This is a genomic window from Rhizobium sp. P44RR-XXIV (assembly GCF_001999485.2).
In the GTDB taxonomy this organism is placed as follows: Bacteria; Pseudomonadota; Alphaproteobacteria; order Rhizobiales; family Rhizobiaceae; genus Rhizobium.
Window position 1 is genome coordinate 215,781 of record NZ_MPVZ02000026.1, and the last position, 25,289, is coordinate 241,069.

The 25,289-nt window shown below is 60.6% G+C and carries 23 protein-coding genes; 14 read left to right on the top strand and 9 right to left on the bottom strand.

The genetic code is table 11. From position 1 onward, the window contains the following. The first annotated feature begins 5 nt into the window (after positions 1-5). Genes BSK43_RS09900 through BSK43_RS09910 form a run of 3 tightly spaced genes read left to right on the top strand, consistent with a single transcriptional unit; the run spans position 6 to position 2,800 of the window. Positions 6-437, top strand: a complete 432-nt coding sequence (locus BSK43_RS09900) for a thioesterase family protein (RefSeq protein WP_077469568.1) — start codon at positions 6-8, stop codon at positions 435-437. Beyond that, positions 415-810: a RidA family protein gene (locus BSK43_RS09905; protein ID WP_077469567.1), complete on the top strand. Its 396-nt coding sequence runs from the start codon at positions 415-417 to the stop codon at positions 808-810. Before BSK43_RS09900 ends, BSK43_RS09905 begins: the two co-directional genes overlap by 23 nt. Positions 811-832: 22 nt before the next feature. Next, positions 833-2,800, top strand: a complete 1,968-nt coding sequence (locus tag BSK43_RS09910; protein ID WP_077469566.1) for a 3-hydroxyacyl-CoA dehydrogenase NAD-binding domain-containing protein — start codon at positions 833-835, stop codon at positions 2,798-2,800. A gap of 68 nt (positions 2,801-2,868) precedes the next feature. Here the strand turns inward: BSK43_RS09910 and BSK43_RS09915 are convergent, their stop codons facing one another. The 3 genes from BSK43_RS09915 to BSK43_RS09925 form a co-directional block, all read right to left on the bottom strand. After that, positions 2,869-4,080: an adenylate/guanylate cyclase domain-containing protein gene (locus BSK43_RS09915; RefSeq protein WP_077469565.1), complete on the bottom strand. Its 1,212-nt coding sequence runs from the start codon at positions 4,078-4,080 to the stop codon at positions 2,869-2,871. A 156-nt stretch (positions 4,081-4,236) separates the two neighbouring features. Next, positions 4,237-5,139 carry an SDR family oxidoreductase gene (locus BSK43_RS09920; RefSeq protein ID WP_077469564.1) on the bottom strand — a complete coding sequence of 301 codons (903 nt, stop codon included), beginning with the start codon at positions 5,137-5,139 and terminating at the stop codon, positions 4,237-4,239. A gap of 91 nt (positions 5,140-5,230) precedes the next feature. Further along, the gene (locus BSK43_RS09925; RefSeq protein WP_077469563.1) at positions 5,231-5,971 is read right to left on the bottom strand and encodes an SDR family oxidoreductase; all 741 of its coding nucleotides are present in this window, start codon (positions 5,969-5,971) and stop codon (positions 5,231-5,233) included. Positions 5,972-6,093: 122 nt separating this feature from the next. On the opposite strand from BSK43_RS09925, the gene BSK43_RS09930 reads away from it, so the two are divergent. The 3 genes from BSK43_RS09930 (at position 6,094) to BSK43_RS09940 (ending at position 9,043) form a co-directional block, all read left to right on the top strand. Further along, the gene (locus BSK43_RS09930; RefSeq protein ID WP_077469562.1) at positions 6,094-7,005 is read left to right on the top strand and encodes a LysR family transcriptional regulator; all 912 of its coding nucleotides are present in this window, start codon (positions 6,094-6,096) and stop codon (positions 7,003-7,005) included. 137 nt (positions 7,006-7,142) lie between these two features. Continuing rightward, positions 7,143-8,489, top strand: a complete 1,347-nt coding sequence (locus tag BSK43_RS09935; RefSeq protein ID WP_077469561.1) for an LLM class flavin-dependent oxidoreductase — start codon at positions 7,143-7,145, stop codon at positions 8,487-8,489. Between the two features lie 11 nt (positions 8,490-8,500). Then, positions 8,501-9,043, top strand: a complete 543-nt coding sequence (locus BSK43_RS09940) for a hypothetical protein (protein WP_077469560.1) — start codon at positions 8,501-8,503, stop codon at positions 9,041-9,043. A 365-nt stretch (positions 9,044-9,408) separates the two neighbouring features. Here BSK43_RS09940 and BSK43_RS09945 read toward each other — a convergent pair whose 3' ends face one another. Beyond that, positions 9,409-9,837, bottom strand: coding sequence for an OsmC family protein (locus tag BSK43_RS09945; protein WP_034503705.1), 429 nt, complete (start codon positions 9,835-9,837; stop codon positions 9,409-9,411). A gap of 152 nt (positions 9,838-9,989) precedes the next feature. On the opposite strand from BSK43_RS09945, the gene BSK43_RS09950 reads away from it, so the two are divergent. Together BSK43_RS09950 and BSK43_RS09955 are read left to right on the top strand one after the other, a co-directional pair. Beyond that, the gene (locus tag BSK43_RS09950) at positions 9,990-11,255 is read left to right on the top strand and encodes a glycerate kinase (protein WP_077469559.1); all 1,266 of its coding nucleotides are present in this window, start codon (positions 9,990-9,992) and stop codon (positions 11,253-11,255) included. Positions 11,256-11,426: 171 nt separating this feature from the next. Further along, the gene (locus tag BSK43_RS09955) at positions 11,427-13,025 is read left to right on the top strand and encodes a fibronectin type III domain-containing protein (RefSeq protein ID WP_077469558.1); all 1,599 of its coding nucleotides are present in this window, start codon (positions 11,427-11,429) and stop codon (positions 13,023-13,025) included. A gap of 16 nt (positions 13,026-13,041) precedes the next feature. Here BSK43_RS09955 and BSK43_RS09960 read toward each other — a convergent pair whose 3' ends face one another. After that, on the bottom strand, positions 13,042-13,224 hold the full coding sequence (locus tag BSK43_RS09960; RefSeq protein ID WP_068401808.1) for a hypothetical protein: 183 nt from the start codon (positions 13,222-13,224) through the stop codon (positions 13,042-13,044). Between the two features lie 191 nt (positions 13,225-13,415). On the opposite strand from BSK43_RS09960, the gene ggt reads away from it, so the two are divergent. The 3 genes from ggt to BSK43_RS09975 all read left to right on the top strand — a co-directional run bounded on the left by ggt (position 13,416) and on the right by BSK43_RS09975 (position 18,659). Then, positions 13,416-15,158, top strand: coding sequence for a gamma-glutamyltransferase (gene ggt, locus BSK43_RS09965; RefSeq protein WP_077469700.1), 1,743 nt, complete (start codon positions 13,416-13,418; stop codon positions 15,156-15,158). 356 nt (positions 15,159-15,514) lie between these two features. Beyond that, a complete protein-coding gene (locus BSK43_RS09970) occupies positions 15,515-16,969 on the top strand; it encodes an MFS transporter (RefSeq protein WP_077469557.1) in 1,455 nt (484 codons plus the stop codon). A 127-nt stretch (positions 16,970-17,096) separates the two neighbouring features. After that, positions 17,097-18,659, top strand: coding sequence for a VOC family protein (locus BSK43_RS09975; RefSeq protein WP_077469556.1), 1,563 nt, complete (start codon positions 17,097-17,099; stop codon positions 18,657-18,659). A gap of 21 nt (positions 18,660-18,680) precedes the next feature. On the opposite strand, the gene BSK43_RS09980 is transcribed toward BSK43_RS09975, so the two are convergent. The 3 genes from BSK43_RS09980 to BSK43_RS09990 form a co-directional block, all read right to left on the bottom strand. Further along, on the bottom strand, positions 18,681-19,430 hold the full coding sequence (locus BSK43_RS09980; RefSeq protein ID WP_077469555.1) for a dienelactone hydrolase family protein: 750 nt from the start codon (positions 19,428-19,430) through the stop codon (positions 18,681-18,683). Between the two features lie 94 nt (positions 19,431-19,524). Then, entirely contained in the window at positions 19,525-20,802 is a 1,278-nt protein-coding gene (locus BSK43_RS09985; protein WP_077469554.1) for an L-fuconate dehydratase, read from the bottom strand. A gap of 41 nt (positions 20,803-20,843) precedes the next feature. Continuing rightward, positions 20,844-22,004, bottom strand: coding sequence for a CaiB/BaiF CoA-transferase family protein (locus BSK43_RS09990; protein ID WP_077469553.1), 1,161 nt, complete (start codon positions 22,002-22,004; stop codon positions 20,844-20,846). A gap of 233 nt (positions 22,005-22,237) precedes the next feature. Here BSK43_RS09990 and BSK43_RS09995 point away from each other — a divergent pair, with 233 nt between their 5' ends. Beyond that, positions 22,238-22,651, top strand: coding sequence for a carboxymuconolactone decarboxylase family protein (locus tag BSK43_RS09995; protein WP_077469552.1), 414 nt, complete (start codon positions 22,238-22,240; stop codon positions 22,649-22,651). Positions 22,652-22,712: 61 nt separating this feature from the next. Here BSK43_RS09995 and BSK43_RS10000 read toward each other — a convergent pair whose 3' ends face one another. Beyond that, positions 22,713-23,102: a hypothetical protein gene (locus tag BSK43_RS10000; RefSeq protein ID WP_068400478.1), complete on the bottom strand. Its 390-nt coding sequence runs from the start codon at positions 23,100-23,102 to the stop codon at positions 22,713-22,715. A 338-nt stretch (positions 23,103-23,440) separates the two neighbouring features. On the opposite strand from BSK43_RS10000, the gene BSK43_RS10005 reads away from it, so the two are divergent. Together BSK43_RS10005 and BSK43_RS10010 are read left to right on the top strand one after the other, a co-directional pair. After that, positions 23,441-23,944 (top strand): cupin domain-containing protein, encoded by a 504-nt coding sequence (locus tag BSK43_RS10005; protein ID WP_077469551.1) that lies wholly within the window; start codon positions 23,441-23,443, stop codon positions 23,942-23,944. Between the two features lie 210 nt (positions 23,945-24,154). Beyond that, positions 24,155-25,003 (top strand): MetQ/NlpA family lipoprotein, encoded by an 849-nt coding sequence (locus tag BSK43_RS10010; RefSeq protein WP_077469550.1) that lies wholly within the window; start codon positions 24,155-24,157, stop codon positions 25,001-25,003. The last annotated feature ends 286 nt before the right edge of the window (positions 25,004-25,289 follow it).

The following is a 25,289-nucleotide window of genomic DNA, read 5'->3' on the forward strand; positions in this document are numbered from 1 at the left end:
CGACCTTGGCGTTCAAAACCACCAGACCCCTGCGCTTTGGAGATTGCGATCCCTCGGGGATCGCCTATTTCCCATCCTATCTGAACATCCTCGTCGGGGTGCTGGAAGACTATTTCGCCTCGATCGGCTTTTCCTGGAGGCATATGATCGACGACCGCCGCATCGGTGTTCCCACCGTGCGGCTCGATCTGACCTTCATGAAGCCGGGCCTGCAGGGCGACGACCTCGAATTCCTGCTGACGGTGCGCGGCATCGGCCGTTCCTCTCTCGACCTGGAACACCAGGTCTCGGCCAACGGCCATGTGCTGTGGACGGCAAAACACCGCGTCGTCGCCACCTCGCTCGATAACCATCAATCGCTTGCCTGGCCGGATGATATCCGCGCCGCGCTGACCTCTCATCTGGAGACCACCGATGCACACCATCCTGCAACCTGAAGGCTGGGCCAAGCCGATCGGCTATGCCAATGGCATGGCGGCAACCGGCCGCATGGTGTTCGTCGGCGGCCAGGTCGGCTGGAATGCCAATTGCGAATTCGAAAGCGACGACTTTGCCGAACAGGTGCGCCAGACGTTGAAGAACGTCGTCGCCATCCTTGCGGAAGGCGGCGCCGAGCCGAAGCACATCACCTCGATGACCTGGTATTTCACCAACAAGCAGGAATATCTCGGCAGCCTAAAGGCTATCGGACAGGCCTACCGCGAAACCATCGGCCGCCACTACCCCGCCATGGCCGCCGTACAGGTCGTCGCCCTCGTCGAGGATCGCGCCAAGATCGAGATCCAGGCAACCGCGATCATTCCGGAATAGCATCAAACGGGCGGTCTAGATCATGTCGGCACTGCGCTTTTCGGACACCATCTCGGCGGCGCTCGTCGATGGCATCTTGGTCGTCACTATCGACAATGCGCCGGTCAACGCGCTCTCAGCCGATGTGAGAGCCGGGTTGATGACGGCGCTGGATCACGCGGAGAAAGACGGCGGGGTTAAGGGCATCGTCCTGACCGGCGCTGGCAACAGCTTCATCGGCGGCGCTGACATCAAGGAATTCGGCAAGCCACCGGTCGAGCCGCATCTGCCTGATGTCATCGCACGCATCGAATCCTTTGCGAAACCCGTCGCAGCGGCGATCAATGGCGCAGCACTTGGCGGCGGCCTAGAAGTGGCGTTGGCCTGCCACCGCCGCCATGCAGCTCCTTCAGCCAAGATCGGCCTGCCGGAAGTCAAGCTCGGCATCGTTCCCGGCGCCGGTGGCACGCAACGCCTGCCGCGCCTGATCGGCGTCTCTGCCGCTATCGATATGATCGCCGGCGGACGCATCATTTCAGCCTCGGAGGCACTCAAGCTCGGCATTGTCGACGGTGTCTCCGAAAGCGCGCTACGCGCTGACGCCATTGCCGATATCAAAGGGCTCGACGCCCCCTCCTTGCGCCGTACCGGTGCGCTTTCCGTTCCAGCTGCGCCCATTGAAGCCATCGAAAAGACTGCCGCCGACGCGCTGCGCAAGGCGCGCGGCCAGAATGCGCCAACGGAAGCCGTCCGCCTCGTGCGCCTCGCAGCGACCACTCCCCTAGCGGAAGGACTTGCCGAGGAGCGCCGCACCTTCATTAAGCTTCGCGACAGCGAAGAGGCGGCAGCTCTCCGCCATGTCTTCTTTGCCGAACGCGCCGCCGGCAAGGTCGAAGGTTTGGAAGTCGTCGCCCCACGTAGAATAGAAACCGTCGGCATCGTCGGCACCGGCCTCATGGGGTCAGGCATCGCCGTATCAGCACTGAATGGTGGCTATCGCATCATCGGCGTCGAGCAAAACGCCGAAGCCGCGGAAAAAGGCCGTGAACGGATCGCCAGCCTACTCAACAAGGCCGTTCAATCCGGCCGCCTCGACACGGCTGGCCGTGAAGACCGTCTGGGCCGATTGAGCGTGACCGCCGATATGCAGCAACTGGCGCAGGCCGATATCGTCATCGAAGCCGTCTTCGACGACCTCACCGTCAAGACCGAACTGTTCCAGCGCCTCGATACGGTCGTCCGCGCCGACGCAATTCTCGCGACCAATACAAGCTACCTCGATCCTGACGTCATCGCCGCCGCCACGGCGCGGCCCGAGCGGGTCGTCGGTCTGCACTTCTTCTCGCCCGCCCACATCATGCGGTTGCTGGAAGTGGTGGACTGCAAGGAGACCGCGCCGGACGTGCTGGCGAGCGCATTGGCGTTTGCAAAGCGACTGGGCAAGCTTGCCATCGTCTCCGGCGTCACCGAAGGCTTCATCGGCAACCGGATCTTTTCCGCCTATCGCCGCGAAGCGGAATACATGGTCGAGGATGGCGCCCTGCCGCAGGAGATCGATGCGGCTCTGGAAGCTTACGGTTTTCCCATGGGGCCTTTCGCCGTCTTCGACATGGCGGGACTGGAAATCGCCTGGGCCCGTCGCAAGCGGCAGGCGGCGACACGCGATCCTGCGGAACGTTATGTCGTCATCGCCGACCGGCTCTGTGAAGCCGGCCATTTCGGCCAGAAGACGGGTCGCGGCTGGTATGCCTATCCCGACGGCAAGCGGACTGTCGATCCCGAAGTAACCGGGATGATCGAAGCCGCCCGCGCCGAGAAAGGCATCGTGCCGAAGCGCTTCTCTGCCGAAGAGATCGTTGCCGGCCTGCTGAAGGCCATGGTCGACGAAGGCGACGCCCTGCTTTCGGAAGGCATCGCCGCTCGCGCCAGCGACATCGATCTCGTCATGATCAACGGCTACGGTTTTCCCTCAAGCAAGGGCGGCCCGATGTTCGCCGCCGGCCGCCGCTAAAGCAATTCCAGGAAAAGTGTGCAGCGCGGTTTTCCGTCCGGAATTGCGTAAACAAAGAAGAAGAGCGTTTACGCCGCCGAAGACAGCAGTGTGAACAGTTCCTGCGGCCGGTTGACGCCACGCAGCGCATAGCGGCCGACGGAAACCAGATCGTTGCTATTATGCGTCGACAGCGCCTCGACGAAGTTCGACGACATCAGGACATTGCGGTCGGCCGAACGGCACATGGAGGCGATGCGGCTGACCTCGTTGACGGCCGGCCCGATGACCGTGAAGTCCAGCCGGTCCATGCTGCCGATATTGCCGTAGAAGACATCGCCGATATGCAAGCCGAGATAGACGTCGGTCACGGGCCTGCCCTCGATCTGGCGCTGGGAATTGAGATCGCGCAGCCGCTGCCGCAGCAGCGATTCCGCCATCAGCGCAGCCGCACAGGCATCGGCCGAATTCCTCGCCTTGAAGATCGCCAGCGTACCGTCGCCGATCAGCTTCAGCACATTGCCGCCTGCCTCATGGATGGAGGAGATGACCGCATCGGCATAGGCGTTCAGCATCGGGATGATCTCATCCGGCTCGGCCGTATCCGAAATGCGCGTATAGTTGGCGAGATCGGAAAACCAGAGCGCCGCCGAAATCCGCTCGGTCTTGCCGCGCGTGATCTTGCCTTCGAGAACATGCCGGGCGGCATCCTCGCCCAGATAGACCTCGGCAATCGTTCGGGCAATGCGGCTCATGCCGGTGCACTTGATCGCCAGTGCGAGCGCAGGCGTCAGCTTGCGCAGCACACGCAGATCTTCGTCCGGAAAACCCGCTTCGCCGGCCGTGGCGAAGTTGGAATAGAAGCAATCCATCTCGCCAATCGTGCCGCCCTCTTCGAACCGATGCACCATGGCGATGTAGTCGGTGTGACCATCAGCCAGCAGCGTGTCGAGCCCGTAGAAATCGGCAGGCTCGCCAAAGCCGATGCGCCGGCGCACCTCGTCTCCGCCTGTCGTGAGCAGATGATGAAAGGCAGAGCGCTGCCAATTCTCCGACGCAATCCCCTGATGCGACGGGCCATATTCGAACTCGCGCTCGATGACCTGCTTGCCGTCCCAGCGAAAGGCACGGCCCTCGTAAACCGGATGCAGCGTATCCATCAGCGCCATGGCCCGGTCGAGGTTAAGACCATGCTGTCGGCACTGCTCGCAGAAGCCCGAGAGGATATCGACTTCCGCCATGCCCTTGAGGCCGGCCTGCATGAGCCAGCTGGCAATTTCGCCAATGTCCTTCGCGTCCATGGATATCTCCCGACCCTCTAAGGGATTCGCTTTAGTACGAAACGTACAGGCTTGGAATGCCGTATGACGCAAAATAATCCCGATGGAAGCACGCGAACGCCGCTCCTGTGGCACAGAAGCGGCGATTTGACACTTTGGAAGGGTAAGAGCGAGGCCTCAGCCTTTTACATGTGGCTTCAATAGATCCTCCAGGCCGATGCGCCGGAAAAGCTCCGCCCGCACCCGATCGGCAACGCCGTTGACGATCTCCGCACCATCTTCCGACGGATCGATATGGACACGGAACGGACGCGTCCCGAAGGGCATATCAACGACCTCGACGATCGCGGTGGCAACCGAGGCAGCATCGGCGTCCGCCGGCTCCAGCGAGGCAAGTCCTTTCAGCGCCTGATCGGGAACGCCGGCATAGGGACCATTGTCGTATTCGGCAGCGCGAGCCTTGTCGGCGGGCGAGCCGGAATGGGCAAAATGGTTCGTACCCTTCGTAAAGGCGCCCGGCACGATGATCGCCGTTTCGATGCCCCAGCGGGTCAACTCGGACGCATAGGAGACGGCGAGCGAATCCATCGCTGCCTTGGCGGCGAAGTAAGGCGACAGATAGGGCGGTGTGCCGCCGCGGGTGCTGGAGGAGGATACCCAGACGACCAGCCCCTTGCCCTGCTTGCGCAGATGAGGGAGCGCGGCGCGATTGACGCGTTGGGTGCTGAGCACGTTGATGTCGTAGAGCTCGGCAAACTGCTCGGGCGTGAAGGCCTCGGCCGGGCCGAAGGACATATGGCCGGCATTGTGGATGACGGTGTCGATGCGGCCGTGCTGGGCAATGATCTCGGCAATGCCGGCTTCCACCGATGCGTCCGAGGCGACATCGAGCTCGACGGCGCGAAGGTCTACACCATTCTCTTTGGCGAAAGCGGCGACGGCTTCGACCTGCGGCGCGTTACGTCCCCCGGTCTCGCGGATGCCGGCATAGACGGTGTGGCCTGCCTTGGCGAGGGCGCGCGCCGTCAGAGCGCCGAAGCCGCTCGATGCGCCTGATATCACGATGATTTGCTTGCTCATGATCCTGTTCCTTTTGGATGGTCAGTTGCTGACAATGAAATCTTGCTGAGGGTGACAGTGGCGGCAGGCATTGCCCTGCCGTCCGAGTGGCTCAGATCATGCCGCCGTTGGCGCGCAGCGTCTGGCCGTTGATCCAGCCACCATCGGAGCCAACGAGGAAGGAGACGGCAGCGGCGATATCCTCCGGCGTGCCCAGGCGTTCCAGCGGGTTCATCTTGGCCATGCGGTCGATGAGTTCGTCGCTCTTGCCGTTCAGGAAGAGGTCAGTGGCCGTCGGGCCGGGAGCGACGGCATTGACGGTGATCGAGCGGCCACGCAGCTCCTTCGACATGATGCCCGTCAGCGTCTCGACGGCGGCCTTTGTCGCAGCATAGACGCCATAGGATTCGAGCTTCAGCCCGACGACGCTGGTCGAGAAGTTGACGATGCGGCCGCCGTCGCGCAGGCGCTTGCCGGCTTCGCGCAGCGTGTTGAACGTGCCCTTGAGGTTGATGGCGATATGACGGTCGAAATGCGCGTCATCGGCATCGGCGATCTTGGCGAGCTGCATGATGCCTGCATTGTTGATCAGCACATCGACGCCGCCGAAAGCTGCCTCGGCTGCATCGAACATGCGGCGCACTGCCTCGACATCGGAAACATCGGCCTTGGCGGTCAGCGCCTTGCTACCCTTCTCCTCGATTTTGCGGGCCAGCTCTTCGGCAGCAGCCTCGTTGCCGGCATAGTTGATGACGACGGTGAAGCCATCTGCGGCCAGTCGCTGTGCAATGGCTGCGCCGATGCCGCGGGATGCACCTGTCACGATGGCTACTTTATTGGAATTGCTGCTCATTTTCCTCATCCTTGCTTGTTTTGCGCCTCAGCGCCTTTCGATGAGGAGAAGATGCCCCTTTTCATGAAGCGGATAATCAGCCATTAATCAGCATCACTATCCGAAATAAGCGAACAAATAAGATGGACAGATTCGATGCCATGCGCGTGTTTTGCCGAGTGGTGGAGCGACGCAGCTTCACGCTGGCGGCGGAAGACACCGGCCTGCCCCGCTCGACGGTAACGGATGCGGTCAAGCAGCTGGAGGCAAGGCTCGGCGTGCGCGTTCTGCAGCGTACGACGCGGCACGTCAGCCCGACACTCGACGGCGAGGCCTATTATCAGCGCTGCCTGCGCATCCTCTCCGATATAGAAGACGCCGAAGGCGCCTTCGCCGGCGTCAAGCCGAAAGGAGTGCTGCGCGTCGATGTGCACGGCACCCTCGCCCGCCATTTCGTCCTGCCGAACCTGCCCTCGTTCCTCGAGACCTATCCTGAGATCGAATTTCAGATGACCGAGGGCGATCGTTTCGTCGATCTCATTCGTGAGGGGATCGACTGCGTGCTGCGCGTCGGCACGCTGCAGGACAGCGACATGATCGCGCGCCGCGTCGCGATGCTGGAGGAGGTTACGCTGGCAGCACCATCTTATGTGGAGCGTTTCGGCATGCCCATGCATCCGGACACACTCGACGGCCATCGCATGGTCGGCTTCCGCTCTTCTGCTACGGGCGGGCTGCTACCGCTGGAATTCGAGGTGGGTGGCACCGTGCGCGAGATTACCCTGCCCGCGACGATCTCCGTCAACGCGGCCGAGAGCTATTTTGCCGCCGCGAAGCTCGGCCTCGGCTTGATCCAGGTCCCGCGCTACCACGCCGAGGATGCTCTGGAAGCCGGTCAATTGCTGCATGTCCTGAAGGACTTTCCGCCGACCCGGACACCGGTCTCAATGCTCTATCCGCGCAGCCGGCAGCTTTCGCCTCGTGTCCGTGTTTTCATAGGCTGGTTGGTCAGGGTTTTTGCAGGGCAGATCGGCGTGGAAACGCAGGCTGGATGAATATTCCGCGCAACCGATCAAATAAATGAAATCGGCTCTTTGAATGGGCCGCCGGCACGCCTACGTCGTAGTGCATATTCCAGCTGAAGACGGCGTCGCGATGTCGTGGCGACCCGGCGATTTTCGAGAGAGAGCCGATGACCGAACAGAAGCAATTGAAGCTTGGGGCCTTCATGCGTCCCGTCAGCCTGCACACCGGCGCATGGCGCTACCCCGGCTCCTATCCGGACGCCAATTTCAATTTTCAGCACATCAAGAGCTTCGCGCAGGAGCTCGAAAAGGCGAAATTCGACGCCTTCTTCATGGCCGACCATCTGGCCGTCCTCAACATGCCGATCGAGGCGCTGAAGCGCAGCCACACGGTGACGTCCTTCGAGCCTTTTACCCTGCTGTCTGCGCTTGCCGCCGTCACCGACAAGATCGGCCTCGTCGCCACGGCCTCGACGACCTTCGACCAGCCCTATCACATCGCCCGCCGCTTCGCCTCGCTCGATCATATCAGCGGCGGCCGCGCCGGCTGGAATATCGTCACCACATCCAATCCCGACGCGGCCCTCAATTTCGGCCTCGAGGAGCATGTGGAGCATGGCGAGCGCTATCATCGCGCCCGCGAGTTCTATGACGTCGTTACCGGCCTCTGGGATAGCTTCGCCGACGACGCCTTCATCCGCAACGCCGAGACCGGCATCTTCTTCGATCCGGAAAAGATGCATGTGCTTGCCCATAAGGGCGAGGAACTGAGCGTTCGCGGCCCGCTCAACATTGCCCGCTCGCCGCAGGGCTGGCCTGTCATCGTGCAAGCCGGACAATCCGACGTCGGCCGCCAGCTCGCCGCCGAGACCGCCGAAGCGGTCTTTGCCGCGCCGCGCAACCTTGCTGACGGCAAGTCGATTTTCGCCGACATCAAGGGACGGATGAAACAGATCGGCCGCAACCCGGATCACCTGAAAATCCTGCCGGCCGCCTTTATTGTCGTCGGCGATACCGTCGAGGAAGCGAGGGCCAAGCGCGCCAAGCTCGATAGTCTCGTCCACTACGACAGCGCCATCGCGTCGCTCTCGATCGCACTCGGCCACGATGCCTCCAGCTTCGATCCGGATGGCCCGCTGCCGGAAACGCCGGAAACCAATGCCAGCAAGAGCGGGCGCGAACGCGTCATCGCACTTGCCGAGGCGGAGAAGCTGACCGTTCGCCAGCTTGCCCAGCGTCTTGGCGGCTATGCCGGCCTTGCCTTCGTCGGCACGCCGCAAACCATCGCCGACGAGATGGAGCAATGGCTGCATGAGGAAGGCTCCGATGGCTTCAACGTCGTCTTCCCCTTCCTGCCGCAGGGTCTGCTTGACGTCACCACCCGCGTCGTTCCAGAGCTGCAGCGCCGCGGCATCTTCCGCCGCGAATACGAAGGCACGACGCTGCGCGAGCATCTGGGCCTGCCCCGGCCGGACAACCGCTTCTTCAAGGCAATACCTGCGGCAGCGCAGTAAGAGAGACAGATATGAGCCATATCACGCCGATCGATTACGAGACCGCCTCCGAGGCGGTGCGTGCCGAGCACGACCGCGAAGTCGGATTACGCGGCCGCATGACGAACATGAAACGGACACTATTGCATTCGCCGGTGGCGCATCGCATCTATGCCGAATGGTTCCCGCTGCGCGAGGAGTTGCGCCCAGCGCTGGACGACCGCGCCGTCTGGCTGCTCTGCCAGGCCATCGCAACGGAATGCCGCTCGATCATCCCCGTCGGCTTTTTCCGCCGTGCGCTGATCAATGCCGGCCTGGCGCCCGAGACGATCGTGCCGAGCGAAGACGAAGCGCTGCTGATCGACTTCGGCAAGGCCATCGCCAGGGATTCCAACGCCATTCCCGAAGACTTATGGGAGCGGCTGAAGGCACGTTATGACGAGCCCACGCTCGTCAACCTGGTCACCTTCGCCGGCATCATGATCGCCACCGCGATCTACACCAACGCCGTGAAGGTGGATATCGACCCGGAGCTGGGGCCTTATCTTGAGGGGTTTGAGCTGCCGGAACGGTGAGGTCCCATCTCGCCCCTGGCGGGCGAGAAAGCAATTTCATTGGTTTAGGAATTGCGACACAGGACGCTCTACATGCTCGAAGCCTTGCGCAATTACTAAGCCATTGAAATTGCGAGAGAGGGGGACTGCTTCTAGCTCATTCTAGAGCATTTCCGCCTTTCTTCGAATCGCGAAAACGCCCTATCTTTTTGTTTCTTGACGCATTCCGGACGGAAAACCGCTACGCGCTTTTCCTGGAAGTGCTCTAATTCTGGCAAGCAAGTGCGCCCCTACCTGCCCCCGCCCTTGCAAAATCTAGCACTTAGCCTTCCGGCTAAATGCTGATTTTGCTTTCCCGCCCGCAAGGGGCGGGATAAAAACAAACCTCACCCCGAAATCACCGTCTCGAACTTCGGATTGCCGCGGATCGTATTGCTCACCGTGCAGATTTCGTCTTCGGCGGCATGCGCGATGGCGTTGCGGATCTCATCGCCGAAATCGCCCTTGATGGTGAAGGCGATGTTGAATTTCTCAACGCGGGAAAGCCCCTCGGTCGCCTTTTCACCCGTGACAACGGCGGTAACTTCTGTGAGCTTGTCCAGCACGCCAAGGCTGCTTGCCGCCATGCGGGCGCTCAGCACCAGGCAGGCCGACAGCGACGAATAAAGCAGGTCGAGCGGATTGAAGCCCGGCTGCGAGGGCGAAGTGACGATATCGATCTCACCGCCGGTCACCGATGTCACATGCGGAAGGCCGGTGCGGCCAACAGTGGCGGTAGCGCCCGTCTGTCTCGTCTTCACTTTCAGTTCGGCCATTTCGAAAAATCCCTTAAGTAAAACAGTGAAATTCTTCCTACCAACATAGGGATTCGCATCATCGGACACAATTGCCGATCCCGCCCCTTGCGTCTTCGCGCAAGTTAAGCCACCAAATCGTTACAAGCTCATCGCACGACAGGCAGTTCGACATGACCGTTTCCAACCCCCGCGCATTCCTGACTTCCCTGTTTAACGCCGCCGTTCGCGCGGCCGATCCGCTGACCGGCATTCGCGCGCATCTGCCGGCCAAACCGAAGGGACGGACCATCGTCATCGGCGCCGGCAAGGGTTCGGCCCAGATGGCAGCGGCTTTGGAGCAGTGCTGGGAGGGTCCACTGGAGGGGCTTGTCGTGACGCGCTATGGCTTTTCGGCGCCCTGCCGCCAGATCGAAATCATTGAGGCCGCCCATCCCGTGCCCGACGAGGCCGGGCTTGTCGCCTCCGGTCGGCTGCTGAAGCTTGTCGAGGGCCTGACGGAGGATGATCTGGTGATCGCCCTTATTTCCGGTGGCGGCTCGGCGCTACTGCCCTCACCCGCAGGTGCATTGACGCTCGCCGACGAGATCGCCGTCAACAAGGCGCTGCTCGCCTCCGGCGCGCCGATTTCGGCAATGAACGTCATCCGCAAGCACCTGTCGACCATCAAGGGCGGCCGCCTTGCCGCCGCCGCTCATCCGGCCAAGGTGGTCTCGCTTGTTGTCTCCGATATTCCCGGCGATGATCCGGCGCTGGTCGCTTCCGGCCCCACGGTGCCGGGTGCCGGCACGCGTGCCGAGGCACTGGACCTGATCCGCCTCTATCGGATCGAACTCCCGGCCGCCGTTCTCGCCCATATCGAAAAGCAGGATGCTGACGCGCCTCGCCCGGACGATCCGCGCTTTGCCGGCAATGAAGTCCACCTCATTGCCTCAGCCGGTGTTTCCCTGGAAGCGGCCGCCGAGGTAGCTCGCGCCGCCGGCATCGAAGCAGCCATTCTCTCGGACGCCATAGAAGGTGAAGCCCGCGAAGCCGCGCACACGCATGCTGCCATCGCTCGCGAAGTGCTTCATCGCAACCGTCCCTTCGCCAAGCCGATCGTCCTGCTGTCAGGCGGTGAAACGACGGTGACGCTGCGCGGCAAAGGCAAGGGCGGCCGAAATTCGGAATTCCTGCTGTCGCTGGCGATCGACATGGACGGCCATGACGGTATTCACGCCATGGCGGCGGATACGGATGGCATCGACGGCAGCGAGGACAATGCCGGCGCTTTTGCGGATGCCGGTACTGTGGCGCGGTTGCGCAAAGCCGGAATGGTACCCGCCGAAATGTTGGCGAATAACGATGCCTGGACGGCCTTCAACGCCATCGGCGATCTCTTCGTGCCCGGTCCGACGGGAACGAATGTCAATGACCTCCGCGCCATCCTGATCCTCTAAACGCTAGGTGTGAGCCCCGGGAGCGTAATATTCATTGATGCGGGCGGCAATCGCTCAGAGATGTTTCGATTGGTATCCGTTTTGCAATTGCGGCCATGGCCAAATTGTCGCGCCATAGTCACAGTCTCGCGCTAGCAAAAGGAGCCCCCAAACTAGCCAGAGCGCCCCGCTATGAAAACATCGGACAGCGATAAGAACTTTGATATCAGCCGCCGCAGGCTCCTTGCCGCCGCCGGCATCGGCACCGGTATGCTGTTGACATCCTCGTTTACCAATGCCGAAGAGAATGCGCCGGCATCGACTGCCGCTGGTTCGACGAACCCAGTGGCAACGCCGCCGGTGGCGGGGCTCCATCTTCAGTTCGGCGCAGATGCTTCGGCCGAAATGGTCGTGTCCTGGCACACGCTGCAGCCGGTCAAGCAGCCGCGCGTGCTCATCGGCCGGCCGGACGGCAAGCTGGAGCAGACGGTGGGCGCTGACGAAGTGAGCTATGTCGACGCCAAGTCCAACCAAACCGTCTATGCCTATCATGCCAAGGTCGGCGGCCTCGATGCAGATTCCGCCTATCTCTACGCGGCGCTACACGATGGCGCCGAGGCGCAATGCGGCACGTTCCGCACTTCTCCCCGCGGGCGCCATGCCCTCCGCTTTACCAGCTTCGGCGACCAAGGTACGCCGACACTCGGAAGGGTGTTTGATCCACCGGCCGGTGTGACGCTGCCAGGCACAACCTATATCAACGACAATCTCGGCTCACCCGCCGCTGGCGACACCACGCTAGGCGTCGAGCGGCTGCGTCCGCTCTTTCATCTCTTCAACGGCGACTTGTGCTACGCCAATCTGGCCCACGACCGCGTGCGCACATGGTGGGATTTTTGGAACAACAACACCCGCAGCGCCCGCAACCGTCCCTGGATGCCATCCCCCGGCAATCATGAGAACGAGCTTGGAAACGGCCCCATCGGCTACAAGGCGTACCAGACCTATTTCTCCTTGCCTGCCGCCGATGGCCAGACCGAAGTGACACATGGCCTTTGGTACAGCTTCACCGCCGGCTCGGTGCGAGTGGTTGCCATCGCCAATGACGACGTCGTTTACCAGGATGGCGGCGATTCCTACGTGCGCGGCTATTCCAACGGCGCCCAGAAAGCCTGGTTGGAGAAAGAACTGGCCGCCGCCCGCGAGGACAAGGCAATTGATTGGCTCGTGGTGTGTATGCACCAGGTCGCTATTTCCACTGCTGACAAGTTCAACGGAGCCGATCTTGGTATACGCCAGGAATGGCTACCGCTCTTCGACAAATACGCCGTCGACCTGGTGGTGTGCGGCCATGAGCACCATTACGAACGCTCCCACCCTATCCGCGGTCAGCAGAACAATGCCACGCTGACGCCAATCCCGGTTGGAACTTCCACCGACGTGATCGATACGACCAAGGGCACGGTGCATATGGTAATCGGCGGTGGCGGTACTTCAGTGCCATCCAACGAGCTCTTTTTCAATCCGCCGTGCTGTCGCGTCATCATGCGTGTGGGCGTTCTAAATCCTGACACCCACAAGCGTCCACCGGTCTATGCCGTGGAAGAGGCCCCTTGGTCAGCCGTGCGCAACGCAGCCCATGCTTATGGCTTTGCCGCTTTCGACCTCGACCCTGGTGCGCATCCGGGTGACTTCACGACCATCACCGTGACATATTACGACGTGGTCGGCCCCGATGGTCAGATCGCACCGTTCGAAAGCTTCGCTCTGCGACGTCCACGGCGAGACTAGTTCGGGCAGAAGAAAATCAAATGCCGGCGTTGCAATCGTCGCAGCGCCCATAGGCAGCTGCCATCGACGCCCAGCGCAGGAAGTGGCGGCTGCAATGCATGCACTCGATTTCGATGACATGCGTCGTCTCCGCAATGACGTAAGGCTTTGCCTTGGTCTTGCGCTCGTTCTTCCACTGTTCAAGCTTCGTGACGGCCATCATACCCTCCACGCAATACTCTCATCTCAATAAGGGCTTGCCTAAAGTAGGCATAACTAATGAAAGAAATATTGCAAGTGCGAAGCGGTCATTGAAAAAATTACAACTGCGGGCATCGCCAATTTCACGCTGTACACCATGTCAATGATGGGTTCATTTATCCTGATAGGACAATGGGAGGCACCATCACCATGCGCCAATTCCGCCAGCGGGCGATATCCTCGGCAATCCTGATTATCTTCGCGCTTTTCTCCGTCACCGCCCAGGCCGCCGCTCCCCCGCCGGTAGAGGCCGAGCATGGCATGGTGGTCACGGCGCAGCATCTGGCCACCGATGTCGGCGTCGAAGTGCTGAAGAATGGCGGCAATGCCGTCGATGCCGCGGTAGCGGTCGGCTACGCGTTGGCTGTTGTCTATCCGACAGCCGGCAATATCGGCGGCGGCGGCTTCATGACCATCCGGCTGAAGGATGGCAAGACAGCCTTTCTCGATTCTCGCGAACGCGCACCGCTTGCCGCAACGAAGACCATGTATCTCGACGACAAGGGCAATGTCGTCAAAGGCGCAAGCACGGATGGGTACCTTGCCGTCGGTGTACCGGGCACTGTTATGGGGTTCGAGACTGCACGCGAGAAATATGGCACCAAATCTCGCGAGGAGCTGATGGCACCGGCGATCCGCTATGCCAAGGACGGCTTCACACTGAACCAGGCCGATGCGGCGATGCTGAATCAGGGCCAGCAGTGGCTGTCGCGAGATCCGGCCGCTGCCGCGATCTTCACCAAAGCGAACGGCGCGCCCTTTGCCACCGGCGACATGCTCAAGCAGCCGGACCTCGCCGCGGTGTTGTCGAGCATCTCGGAGCAAGGGCCGGACGCCTTCTACAAAGGCGCAACAGCTGATGCCATCGTCAAGGCTAGTCAGGACAAGGGCGGCGTTCTGGCAAAGGACGACTTCGAGCAATATAAGGTCCGCGAACTCGATCCGGTAAAATGCAATTATCGTGGCTATGAGATCATCTCTTCACCGCCGCCCTCTTCCGGTGGCGTGATCCTCTGCGAAATCCTCAACGTGCTGGAGGGCTATCCGCTCTCCTATACCGGCTATGCCTCGGCCGACACCGTGCATCTCATGACCGAAGCTATGCGCCATGCCTATGTCGACCGCAATTCGACGCTCGGCGATCCTGATTTCGTCGACAATCCCGTCAGCAAGCTGCTGGACAAAAACTATGCCAAGCAGATCCGCGACAGCATCGATCCTTATCGCGCCGGCGTATCCAAGGATCTGATGCCGAAGGGCCTCGGTGAGAGCCACGAGACGACGCATTATTCGATCATCGACAATGACGGTAATGCCGTCGCCGTCACCTATACGTTGAACGGCTCCTTCGGCGCCGGCGTCGTCGCACCCGGCACCGGTATCCTGCTGAACAATGAGATGGACGACTTCACCTCCAAGCCTGGCGTGCCGAACCTTTACGGCCTGGTGCAAGGCGAAGCCAACGCCATCCAGCCGAAGAAGACGCCGCTTTCCTCCATGAGCCCGACCATCATCGCCAAGGACGGTAAGCCTTTCATGGTGATCGGCAGCCCTGGCGGTTCGCGCATAATCACGATCACGCTGGAGGCGATCATCAACGTCATCGATTTCGGCATGAATATCCAGCAGGCGATCGACGCGCCGCGCATCCATCATCAATGGCTGCCGGATAAAATCTATACCGAGCCCTATGCGCTGTCGCCCGACACGATCAAACTGCTGACCGGCATGGGCTACAATGTCCAAGTCGGCGGTGATTGGCCGGTCTGGGGTCAGGCGGCCGGCATCCTTGTTGGCGGCAAGAGCCTCAGCGACATCGCCAAGGGCGGCGGCGCGCGTTACAACGGCGCCATGGACAGCCGCGCCGGCTCCGGCCTTGCCGAAGGCTACTAACTGCTTCAGCGCCAAATCGACAATGACTGAAGCCGGCGCCGCCATCATTCGGCGCCGGTTTTTTTTCGAAGGCAGACTGCGCTGAAACGCGCACATAATCTTTCGCTGTAAAACCAACTGTGAGCGACCTCGCCCCAGATAGCCCCTCCTCGTTCATCTAATGTTCATTTATTCCCGTTTTGCCCCTTGACTGCGTCATTTTTTCCATTTCGACCAATAAGATTTGCGATTTCTGATATGGAAATCGCGCGAAAGCGGGAGTATACAAACGGCCATTCGAACCGGCCTTCGCGCCGTGACCAGACTTGCGGTTCTGTCTTAGGACCCCTCCGCACCATCGAGAGCGATCCCCGACAATGTCGGACCAGATATTCCAGGCCGCCCCCACCCGGCGGGCCGCACCGAATTTTCGTGTAGTAGCGCTTATCGTAGCAAGCGCGATGTTCATGGAACAGCTTGACGCGACAGTGCTCGCAACAGCCCTTCCGACCATGGCGAGAGACTTCGGCGTCAGCGCGCCGGCCATGAGTATCTCGCTGACATCCTATCTTCTCAGCCTCGCGATCTTCATTCCCGCCAGCGGTGCCATCGCCGACCGTTTCGGGTCGCGCACCGTCTTCCGGTCCGCCATCGCGGTCTTCGTTGTCGGCTCGCTTCTCTGCGCGCAGGCGCCGAACCTGTTCTTTCTCGTCCTGGCGCGACTTTTGCAAGGTCTCGGCGGCGCCATGATGTTGCCGATCGGTCGTCTTGTGCTGATGCGCAGCGTTGCACGCAAGGATATGGTCAATGCCATGTCCTGGCTGCTGATCCCCGCACTCGTCGGCCCCATCCTCGGCCCTCCGGTCGGCGGCATGTTCGTCACCTATCTCGACTGGCGCTGGATCTTCTACATCAACGTGCCCATCGGCATCATCGGCTTCATCCTCGTGAGCATGTTCATCGAGGAGGTCAAGGGTCCGCGCACCGGTCGTTTCGATCTCTCGGGCTTCATCCTGTCCGGCATCTCGCTCGGCTCGCTGCTCTTCGGCTTTGAAATGTCGAGCCGCGAGGGCGAAGGCTATCTTGCCATTTTCCTCATCTGCGTCGGCCTGCTTTTCGGCATCGCCTATCTGCGCCACGCCCGCAAGCATCCGTCGCCGATCATGGATTTTTCGCTGATGAAGATGCCGACCTTCCGGACATCGGTCATCGCCGGCTCGCTGACGCGCATCAGCCAGGGCGCTCATCCATTTCTCATCCCGCTGATGCTGCAGCTCGGTTTCGGCCTTTCGGCGGCTGCCGCCGGCCAGATCGCCATTGCGACAGCGGTCGGCTCGATGGCGATGAAGCCGTTGCAGGTGCGTATCCTGCGCACGCTCGGCTTCCGCACCGCGCTCATCATCTTCGGTCTGATCGGTACGCTTGGCTATGGCATGTGCGCGATCTTCAAGCCCGATTGGCCATTGTCCGTCATCTTCGTGATCCTGTTCTTCTGCGGCTTCTTCATGTCGTTCCAGTTCTCGGCCTACAACACGATTGCCTATGACGAGATCGAGCGCGACCGGATGAGCACCGCGACCAGCTTCTATTCGACCTTCCAGCAGTTGATGCTGTCCCTCGGCATCTGCGTCGCCGCCCTTGCCTTACATGGCTCGATGCAGTTCCGCGGCGCTGAGAAAGCACAGATGATCGATTTCTCCGTAGCCTTCATCGTCGTGACGGCGATTGCGCTTCTTGCGGTGATCTGGAACGCCAGCTTTTCACGCACGGCAGGCTCGGAACTCAGTGGCCATCGCCATAAATCGCGGGGAGACAGCCTCGGCGAGCATTGAGGCTCGCGCCGGGCAACTCAGCAATAGCGGCTTTTGTGAACAGTGCCTCCACCGAGGCGGCATTGCATTGAACAATCGCTGCGACCTAAATAGCGACCAGAACGAAATAGCAGTCTGGAGCATTCCCATGGTCGCCGGCATCCACCACATCACGCTGATCACCCGCAAGGTACAGGCCAATGTCGATTTCTATGTCGGCTTCCTTGGCCTGCGCCTCGTCAAGCGGACGGGTGGCTTTGAAGACGCTACCCAGCTTCACCTCATTTACGGCGATGCGACCGGCTCGCCCGGCTCGCTGGTCACCTTTCTCGTCTGGGAAGATGGCTCTCCGGGCCGCGCCGGCCTCGGCCAGGTCGGCGAGATCTCGCTTGCCATCGACCCGATGAGCATCGGCTTCTGGCTGACGCGCGCCTTGAGCGCCGGCCTGAAGACGGAAGGCCCTTCGGAAGAATTCGGCGAACCGGTCCTGCGGCTGAAGGATCCGGATGGCGTCATCGTAAAACTTGTTGGGACCAATGCCCTGCAGGCGACCACACCCTGGTCGAGCCATGGCATCCCTGAGGAGCACGCCATTCGCCGCATCCGTGGCGCAACGCTGTTCACCGAAACGCCTGAGGAAACCCAGGCCATTCTGGTCGATCACTTCCACTATCGGCCGCAGACGATCAACGGCGCCATCAGCAGGCTCGTTTCGGAGCCGGGAGATATCATCGACATCCGCGACGCGCGCGGCTTCTGGGCAAGCGCGCCGGGTACCGGCACGGTCGACCATGTCGCCTTTCGCGCCGCCGACGATGCCGAGCTTCAATCGGTGCGCACTGCCTTGCAGGCAGTCAATTCCTGGCCGACGGCGATGCATGACCGCAAGTATTTCCGCTCGCTCTACGTCCGCGAGCCGGGCCGCATCCTGTTCGAACTCGCGACGGATGCGCCGGGCATGCTTGTCGATGAGGACGAGGCAACGCTCGGCACGCGCCTCTTCGCCCCCGGCGACAGTCCGAAGCTTCTGGCCGAGCTGAACGTGATCCTGCCGCAGTTCTCCATGCCCGGGGAGCCGCGCGTCATCTATCGCGATCTACCCTTCGTCCATCGCTTCTTCACGCCGGAAGAGCCGAACGGCAATGTCTTCATCCTGCTGCACGGCTCCGGCGCCAATGAAGTGACGATGCTGCCGATCGCCCACAAGATCGATGCCAACGCGACATTGCTCACCGTGCGCGGCCGCGCGCTCGAAGAAGGCGCACCGCGCTGGTTCCGTCGCAATGGGCCCATGTCCTTCGATCAGGCCGATATTGTCAGCGAGGCAGAGGCCTTTGCCGCTTTCATCGATGGGGCGGTCCAGGCCTATGGCCTCGATCCGGAGCGCATCGTCTATATCGGCTATTCGAACGGCGCCAACCTACTGAACGCCATGCTGTCGCTGCACCCGCATCTCATCCGCCGTGCCGTGCTGCTGCGCTCCATGGCGGTGCTCGAAAATCCGCCGACAGCGGATATCTCTGATGCCGACGTGCTGGTTATCGCAGGCGAGAAGGATCTGTACGGCCCCTATGCCAAACCGCTGACCGAGCGCCTGCGGAATGCCGGCGCCAGCGTTGAGCTTGAAACCATTCCTGCTGGTCACGATCTCGATGGCGCGGACGTGCCCGTCATTCAGGCTTGGCTGAAGCGCTCAACCAAATCGTCCTAGATTCCTTGAATCCACAAGGGATCATCGGGACAATTGCGATACGAAGAAATCGACGACGCTCTGGTGAGCAGCTTTTGCCTGCTCACCAGATTTCAGAAAGAAGTTATGAGGTCCGTCCTTGTAGATATTGAGGCTGACAGACCCGCCGAGACCTTGAGCCATCTGGCGCAGTTTTTGCGCGGTCGAGATAGGAAAGGTTCGATCAGCACCGCCCCAGACGATATAGAGCGGCGGCAGGGAGCCCACCGGCTTCGAATAACCGTCCGGAAAGGCACCGTCGGCAAGCACGAGCGCGGCTATATCGGTACTGTCAGCCGAGGCGGCAGCGGCCGCCTGCGCGCCGAGGGACAAGCCAAACACGCCGACCTTGACGGTATGATGAGGCTCACTCTTGATGTAGGAAACCACACCGTGAACTGCTGCGATCCAGTCCTTCCACCGCGTCGCATAATAGGCGATACGAGCAGATGAACTGCCTGCACGGGCGATGGCCTTCTGATCGGCCGGTGAAAGCAGGTGAACGAGATAAGCGTCCAGGCCCGCCGCATTCAAGCTCTGTCCAAGCTCGTCATAGCCGGGCGAAACAAAACCATGGCTGCCGCTCAGAACGACCACGGCCGGACGTGACGGGCCTGAACTGCTCGTAAAACTCTCGATCAGAACATTGCCGCCCGGTGTCGCAATACTGAACTGTCGACCGCCGGCGGCTTCAGCGTTACCGAATACGAGCGAGGACAAAAGCGTCAAGACAACGGCAAAAATCACTCGCATGCATCGATACTCCGACAGAACTGTGCAGATATTGCACAGCTTCTGTCGTCGAATAAAGCATCGGCACACCGACAATGCTGATCAGCGCTAAAACTCACCCCTTGAACGTATATTCCGAGATCGATTCCGGCTTCATTTCGATCGAGAAGCCCGGCAGGCTCGGCGGCATGTAAGCGGCGTCGCGGATGATGCAGGGGTCGATGAAATGCTCGTGCAGGTGATCGACATATTCGATGACGCGGCCGTCCTTGGTGCCTGATACGGCGATGTAATCGATCATCGACAGGTGCTGCACATATTCGCAGAGGCCAACGCCGCCGGCATGCGGCCAGACCGGCAGGCCATACTTTGCGGCAATCAGCAGCACGGCGAGAACTTCGTTGAGACCGCCCATGCGGCAGGAATCGATCTGCACGATGTCGATCGCGCCTTCGGCGATGAACTGCTTGAACATGATGCGGTTCTGGCACATCTCGCCCGTGGCGACCTTCACCGGCCCAATGGCCTGGCGGATCTTGCGGTGTCCGGCAACATCATCCGGGCTTGTCGGCTCTTCGATGAAAAAGGGCTTGGCGAAGGCGAGCTTCTGAACCCAGTCGATCGCCTGATTGACTTCCCAGACCTGATTGGCGTCGATCATCAGATAGCGGTCGGGGCCGATCACCTCACGAGCAATGGTGAGGCGGCGGATATCGTCTTCGAGGTCACGACCGACCTTCATCTTCACATGGTTGAAGCCGGCATCGATTGCCTCCTGGCAGAGGCGACGCAGCTTGGCATCGTCATAGCCAAGCCAGCCGGCCGAGGTCGTGTAGCAGGCATAGCCTTCACGCTCGAGCGTGGCGATACGGTCGGCCTTGCCAGCTTCGGCCTTCTTCAGGATGGCCACGGCTTCGTCGCGGGCAAGCACGTCGGTCAGATAGCGATAATCGACGATATCGGCGATCTGCTCGACATCCATCTCCGAAACCAGCCGCCAGACCGGCTTGCCGGCTTCCTTGGCGAGCAGATCCCAGACGGCGTTGACGACGGCGCCGGTGGCAAGGTGCATGGCGCCCTTCTCAGGGCCGATCCAGCGCAACTGGCTGTCGCTGGTCAGGTGCCGCCAATACTTGCCGGGGTTTTCCAACACCGTCGCAAGCTCCGTACCGACGACCAGATGCCGCATCGCCTCGATCGCCATGCAGCAGATGTCGTTGCCGCGGCCGATGGTGAAGGTCAGGCCGTGGCCGGCAAGACCCGGCTTGTCGGTCTCGAGAATGACATAGGCTGCCGAATAATCCGGATCCGGATTCATCGCATCAGAGCCGTCAAGGCTCTGCGATGTCGGGAAGCGCAAATCGAAAACGCGAAGATTGGTGATGCGCGTCATTGGAAAACTCCTTCTAGATCCATCGGCCGCCTCTCGAAACCTCAACCGAGGTCGAACTCCTCCCAGAGTGCCGCATTATGCTCGCCAACGTGCGGGGCCGCACGCTCGAATTTCGGCCGCTGCCCGTCGATGCGGATGGGCGAGCGGGTGGTATTAAGACTGACGCCATCATCGCGCCCAACCGTCTGCAACATGTCGAGAACGCGGAAGCCTTCGCTGCCCAAAAGCTCCGTCCAATTCAGCACCCGGGCACACCAGATGTCGGCAGGTTCGAGGATCGCAAGCCAGTCGTCGACATTGCCAGTCGCAATGCGTACCGCTATCAGCGCCTTGATCTCATCGCGCTTCGTGAACCAGCTCTTCGGGTCGTCGCGATAGGGTGCCAGTTCCTCCATGCCGAGCAGATCGGCAAGTTTGGAAATCGGCGTCATGGCGATGGCGAGATAGCCGTCGGCGGCAGGATAGACGCCATAAGGTGCAGAGAGGTAGGCGTGGGCGCTGCGAACATGCGAACGCTCGGGCAGCTTGTTGCCGCTATTCATGTGCACGCTCAGCACTTCCACCTGCAGATCGATCAGCGCCTCCAGCAGGCTGGTCTCGACCAGGCCGCCCTCGCCTGTGATGCCACGCCTCACCAATGCCGCCAGAATGCCCTGAGCCGCCGCCGCACCGGCCAGCATGTCGCCGATCGCCAGACCGAAAGGCACCGGTCCCTGCCCTTCGTCACCATTCAGCCACATGACCCCGGAGCGCGACTGCGCCAGCAGATCCTGACCCGGCCGCGATACCCACGGACCTTCTTCGCCGTAACCGCTGATCGAGCAATAGACGAGGCGCGGATTGAGCTTGCTGGCGGCTTCGTAATCGAGCCCCAGTCGCTCAATCACGCCCGGACGAAAATTCTGCACGAGAACATCGGCCTTGGAGATGAGCTTGCGCAGGGCGCGCATGTCACGCTCGTTCTTCAGGTCGACCGCCAGGCTTTCCTTGGAGCGGTTGATGGCATGAAAAATGGTGGAATCGCCGCGCTCGTCATCGCTGAGATAGAGCCCGCGCGAGAGATCGCCACCGCTGGGGCGCTCGATCTTGATGACCCTGGCGCCGAGATCCATCAGCCTGAGGGTGCAGTAAGGCCCGGACAGGAACTGGCTCATGTCGACGACCACCAGCCCGGCCAGCGGCAAGTCCTTCTTCAGCGCCATCGATAATTCCTGCTCCCTGACAATACTTCGGCCGAAAGCGTTTCTCCGCCTCGGCGTACACCCCCGCCGCCGATTCTCACAGCGACCTCAATCTTCTTATGTGAATAGTATTTTCACATATGGATGACATTTGCAAACAAAAAGAGGGAGGATATTCGCCGGCTGCCCGGCCTGTGCCACTGGAAAATGCGCTATGCTCCCGCAACATCAGGATTGTTGAAAGGAGTTTCAGAATGGCGACGGTGAAATTGCTCGATGATGCGGAAGCTGAAGCGATCCCGGCGGTCAAGGCGGTGTTCGATGATATCCGCGCGGTGCGGAAATCCGATTTCGTCAATAATTTCTGGCGCGGCCTCGCCAACGATCCAGCCTTGCTGAAGCGCACATGGGAAAGCCTGAAAGCGGTGATGATGGCTGAGGGTTCGCTCGATCCGCTGGTGCGCGAGATGATCTATATCGCCGTCTCGACGGCCAATGGCTGCACCTATTGCGTCCATTCCCATACGGCTGCCGCGAAAGCAAAGGGCATGACGGATGCACAGCACGGGGAGCTGCTTGCCGTCATCGGCCTTGCCGGACAGACGAACCATCTGGTCACGGCCATGCAGATTCCCGTCGATCCTGAATTCGACGTCAGCCGGCGCTGAAAACGCAAAAAGGCCCGCAGGCATCGTCTGCCAGCGGGCCTTCGATCATCGATCGCGCTTATTAGCGGTCAGACGTTTCCGTCGTCTGGGCTTCTGCGGCAAGAACAGCGACGTTGATGCCGTTGTTCACTGCCAGCAACCTCTTGCGAACAAGGACGCCCATGACGCGCGCCGCCGTCGAGAAGGTCATCGTGTCAAGCGGACCTTCGCCCTCCCAGGGCTTGGTTAACCGCTCGGTGACGGCCGAGACGATATTGTTGGGCACGATGTCGGTGCATTCGCGCATTGCTTCGAAAACGACGCTGAGAGGGAAGATCCGCCCTTCGAACGTCACGATCGGTTCGGTGACTTCGCTGTCCCACTCCTCGAAAGCGTAAAGCGCCTCGCGGAACAGCTGCTGCAGAGTGATGGGGGCATGACCCTCATGAAGGGGCGGCAAGGCATTCGACATGTCTGTCTCCTTTCAATTGGAAGTCCGGCGCATGATATGAAAGTATCGGTCTCCTCTGAGACCAGGCGCTGCTTCTTCAGTTTGGCGCGCCCCGAACACAGTCCATGGGGGCAAGCGGCGCGGCAAACCATCTTGTGACCGGCGCAACGCGGGACACACACAAAATGTTCCCACCGGTCATTTAACTTGATCAAGTCTATAGATTAATCGCGACTTGAAAAGCCTCTTTGAGAATTTTCTGCATTTCCCTTTATTTTTGAAGGGCTTCGCGTAGAGTAAAATGACAGGTCGTAAGCGGAGGATGCACGAATCCCTCCCGGAACGATGAAAGGGAGACCATGTGTGGCAATCATGAAAATGAGCATGGGCATGAACACGGCCACGATCATCAACCGATCGACTGGCGTGAACATGGGATCAAAATCATTCCCGGCAATGCCCTCGACCCGAATACCGCTCAGACCCCGGGCATGAACCGCGCGACCGCGATCAACAATGCCCGCGCCGGCGCTGAGAAGATCTGGGCCGGAACCGTGACGATCCACGCCAACGCCAAGACCGGCGCCCACCATCATGGCGATCTCGAAAGCATCATCTATGTCGTCAAGGGCAAGGCACGGATGCGCTGGGGCGACAATCTGGAATTCGTGGCCGAAGCCGGTCCCGGCGACTTTATCTTCGTGCCGCCCTATGTACCGCATCAGGAGATCAACGCCAGCCGCGACGAGACGCTGGAATGCGTGCTTGTGCGCTCCGGACAGGAACCCGTTGTCGTCAATCTCGATATCGAGCCGGTGGAAAAGCCGGAAAATGTCCTGTGGAAGGACCCGATCCACCGTTGATCTGCACATTTTTCAGGCAAAAATCCATTTGCCGCTTAAATAAACTACAATATTTGTAGAAAATTAGTTTCTGCTTTGCGCTGCACTGAAAAGAGTTTTTCAGAACTGCGCTGCACAACGCATGATCCTGCTTGGCGATGCGAACACGCGCCTGAGATGATTAAGCCGTCAACGAGATAACGGTCTCGATCATCTGAAACAGGATTTCCCATGACTGAAAAGCTTTCTAGAGGTTTCGACGCGCTGCGCCTTTCCCGCCGCGCCGGCCTTGCCGCCATCCTTGCCTCTGCTGTCGCCGTTTTCGGCTTGACGGCAACCGCCACGCCGTCCTTCGCCGCAGACAAGACGATCAAGGTCGGCATCATGAGCGGCGAGGACGAGGATGTCTGGCGTGCAGTGACCGCCGAGGCCGCCAAGAAAGGTCTGAAGATCGAGCCTGTCGTCTTCAACGACTACACCCAGCCGAACGAGGCACTGGAGCGCGGCGAAATCGACGCCAATGCCTTCCAGCACAAGCCCTACCTCGACAACCAGATCAAGCAGCACGACTATCATATCGTCGTCGCCGGCTATACCGGCATCTGGCCGATCGGCCTCTACACGAAGAAGTACAAGACCGTCGCCGAGCTTCCGAAGGGCGCCGTCATTGGCGTGCCGAACGACCCGTCCAACGAAGGCCGCGCGCTGCTCGTTCTGCAGCATGAGGGCATCATCAAGCTCAAGGACGGCACCGGCATCCTCGCCACGGTTGCCGACATCGCTGAAAACCCGAAGAACGTCGACATCAAGGAGTTGGATGCCGGCATCGTCGGCCGTTCGATCGACGATCTTGACGCGGCCGTCGTCAACACCGACTGGGCGCTGAAAGCAGGGCTCTCGGCGAAAGACCGCATCGCGCAGGAGCAGACCGAAGGCAATCCCTACCGCAACTTCATCGCCGTCAAACAGGGCAGCGAGAACGAAGCCTGGGTTAAGACGCTGGTCGCCTCCTACCAGAATGACACCGTCAAGGCCGAATTCGACAAGGTCTACAAGGGTACGGGCCAGAGCGCCTATTGATATCAGAACGGCGCGGGGGACAGCGCTGAGCGGCAAGGCGGCCGGGGCATCTTGCCCGGGCCGCCTTCGGTATTTTTCTCCACGGGATGCGATGACGTTGGCTGAGAAGTTCGTGGAGAGCGTCACCCCCCTCTGTCGCTTTCGCGACATCTCCCCCACAAGGGGGAGATCGTGGGGAGTATACCGCCCGCGCCGCAAAACAAATCAGCGAAGCACCCGCGTATGGAATCTGTGCTCCCTGGTGATGGCTTGCCAAACATTACCAATCTCCCCCCTTGTGGGGGAG